The organism is Candidatus Hydrothermales bacterium (assembly GCA_039630235.1).
Taxonomy (GTDB): Bacteria; Hydrothermota; Hydrothermia; order Hydrothermales; family JAJRUZ01; genus JBCNVI01.
The window spans coordinates 1-2,923 of record JBCNVI010000006.1; the positions used below are offsets into that span (position 1 = coordinate 1).

Consider the following 2,923-nt stretch of genomic DNA (forward strand, 5'->3'; position numbering starts at 1 on the left):
TTACATTTTAAATTTATATAATCTACACTTCTTTTAAATTCACTCAATACTACTCTTTCACATCCACATAATTCCAACAAAAATTTATTTAAAACATTCAAAAAATTTCTATTCTTTATCATTCTTCTTAAACTCATATATTTTCTCATATATAAAGATTTCGTCTTTCTCCAATTTTTAAAATAATCAGGATTTCTATTTTTCCATTCTTTTCTTATTTCTTTCCTACTTTTATTTTTAAAATCAATCTTCTTTTTTATTTCACTCCATATATCTTTTATCTTTTCATAGGAAATATCTAATTTTTCTGAAACCTCCTTTAAATTAAACCCCTGCCTTATTAAATCTATAAACCAGATTTCTTCCTCTTTTAATTTATAAAAGAACTTCTCAAATTTATCCAAAATATTATCACTTCTTACCTTCCCAATTATTTCAAGTTCTTCATCATCCTCTTTATCTCCCTTAAATTTTTCTTTACATTTTTGAAAACAGATATATGCTTCTCCTGTTAGATCATCTTTATGGTCAAAAAAATTATACTTTTTACAAAAATTAATAATTTTAAAATTAATCTCTTTTAAATAATTTTCAAACTCCATTTTTCAAAACTTTTATAACCTATCCTTTTTCACCAAGAATTCTTTTAGCAAGTTCTTTCTTTTCCTCTTTTGTTTCTGCAAGAATAAAAAGAGCAATCAGTCTAAAACTGTCATCCATTTTTTCCCAGGTCTTTCTAAATCCCTCATCCATTCTTTTAAATCCCTCATCCATTTTTCTAAATCCTTCATCTATTCTTCTAAATCCTTCATCCATACTTTTAATTATAGCCATAGTATTTTCTCTTATAATCTTTCCATTCCTCCACGCCATATAACCTATTGCAAAAGCAAGCAATGTAAAACCTACACCAAGTGAACCTAATGCTACTTCCATCGTTAAAATAATATAGCCGAAATAAACTAAAAATCAAAAATGTATCTTTAATCTTAACCCTATTTGCCAACGCAATTTAAAAACCCCTTAATTTCAATCATATTCATTTTTAAATTGCCCTAACAAAAATACTCCTCTTTATCATAAACAAAATACTTTTTAAAAAATAAGATATTTAAGCATAAAACCAAAAAGTGACAAACACAAAAAAATCTTTTGGCTAATTCAGTACCAAAAGTCTATTCAAAGATCCCCAAATTAGAAATCCATAAATACTTATATACCTTTAAAAATCATAGAATCACTTAAAAATTTAATTATCTCAAATTTTACAAGGCTTTATCAAAGTATTTATTTTATAATTATAGATGATACCAAAAGTAAAGTTGGGAAACGAAGAAACTCCAATTTTTACATTAGGAACCTGGGATATAAGAAATAAAAAGAAGATGATTGAAACAATTAGATACGCGTTGGAAATCGGATTAAATCACATAGATACTGCTGAAATGTACGGTATTGCTGAAGAGGTTATAGGAGAGGCAATAAAGGGAATCGCTAGAGAAAAAATTTTTATAACAAGTAAGGTTTTACCTCATAATGCTAGTTTCAACGGAACAATCACTGCCTGCGAAAAAAGTCTTAAAAAACTTAAATCAGACTATATTGACCTTTATTTACTTCACTGGTATGAACCCTACGTTAACCTTTCTGAAACTTTCTCCGCCTTCGCAAAGTTAATTGAAACAGGAAAAATAAGATACGCTGGTGTAAGTAACTTTGAAATACCTGAATTAAACAAAGTAACTGAAATTTTTAAGCCCTTTAAAATAGTTAATAATCAGATAGAATATAACCTCTCTAATTTTAAGTATGTTGAAGATAAAATTTTACCTTTTTGTGAAAAAAACGATATAACTGTTTCTGGTTATTCACCTTTTTGGCAAGGAAAAATACCGAAAGGGACTAAGGGATGGAAAATTATTGAAGATATTGCGAGAAAATATGATGCAAAACCACTTCAAATCGTGTTAAATTTTCTTGCTAGAACAGGAAAAATAATTTTGATATTTAAAACTGAAAGTATAGAGCATTTAAAGGAAAACCTTGATTCAATTAAAATAAAACTTGAAGAAGAGGACTTGAGAAAAATAGAGGAAACCTTTGCTAACTATTAGGGGCTCTTACAAAAAGCAAAAATCTAAGACTAAGTCTTATAAAAATCTACAAATAGAGCTTTCTAAGTCACTATTATGACAAAATCCACTTTCCATGGCCATCTATAGGATTAGCTATAAATATGATCTCTTTTTAGTTTCAACTTGTAAAGGCCTACTGTGTTCTTCCTTATACTCTTCTGTGGGACAGTATATTGGTACAAGAAGCGTATTTATCTTTGCCATTGGACTTTCAAGCTGTTTTGACTTGCGTTTACAGTTTATAGAATTATAGCGTTATCGGGTTATAAAAAGTCAGGATATTAGGGTTAAAAGGGGGATCTCTAAATTTTTTCTTTAATAACAAATGGTTTTTTATCCTGCGACTCAAAATAGACCCTTATTAAAATCTCCATCAAAAGCCCTGTAAGTATAAAGTTAACAGAGGGGATAAAAAAGATCAGAGCAATAAACGTTTTTAAATTTCTGAAAATGTCTAATTTTAAAAAAAAGAAATCATACAGGGACCAAAATAAAAAAATTAAGCTTAAAAGAATAAAAATCAGTCCAAAAAGACCTAAAAAGTGCATTGGCTTTAAAAAATAGTCACCCATAAACTTAACAGTTAAAAGATCTAAGAGAACTTTAAAGGTCCTTTTAAGACCATACTTACTTTTACCTTTTAATCTCTTTTTATGCTTAACCTCTACTTCTTTTAACTTTGCTCCCTGATACACACAGAGGGCAGGCAGAAAACGATGCATCTCCCCATAAAGCCTTAAATTCTTTACAACATATCTTTTGTAGGCTCTCAAAGTACACCCATAATC

General features: G+C 28.5%; 4 protein-coding genes. 1 reads left to right on the forward strand and 3 read right to left on the reverse strand.

Features of this window, described 5'->3' with window-relative positions; translation table 11 throughout:
- Both ABDH49_06320 and ABDH49_06325 read right to left on the reverse strand, forming a co-directional pair.
- The coding region (locus tag ABDH49_06320; protein ID MEN3046577.1) for a hypothetical protein at positions 1–602 on the reverse strand (602 nt) is incomplete at its 3' end.
- A 19-nt stretch (positions 603–621) separates the two neighbouring features.
- Positions 622–936 (reverse strand): hypothetical protein, encoded by a 315-nt coding sequence (locus tag ABDH49_06325; protein MEN3046578.1) that lies wholly within the window; start codon positions 934–936, stop codon positions 622–624.
- 368 nt (positions 937–1,304) lie between these two features.
- Between ABDH49_06325 and ABDH49_06330 the strand changes: the two genes are divergently transcribed.
- Entirely contained in the window at positions 1,305–2,114 is an 810-nt protein-coding gene (locus ABDH49_06330) for an aldo/keto reductase (protein ID MEN3046579.1), read from the forward strand.
- 323 nt (positions 2,115–2,437) lie between these two features.
- Here the strand turns inward: ABDH49_06330 and ABDH49_06335 are convergent.
- The coding region (locus ABDH49_06335; protein ID MEN3046580.1) for a glycosyltransferase at positions 2,438–2,923 on the reverse strand (486 nt) is incomplete at its 5' end.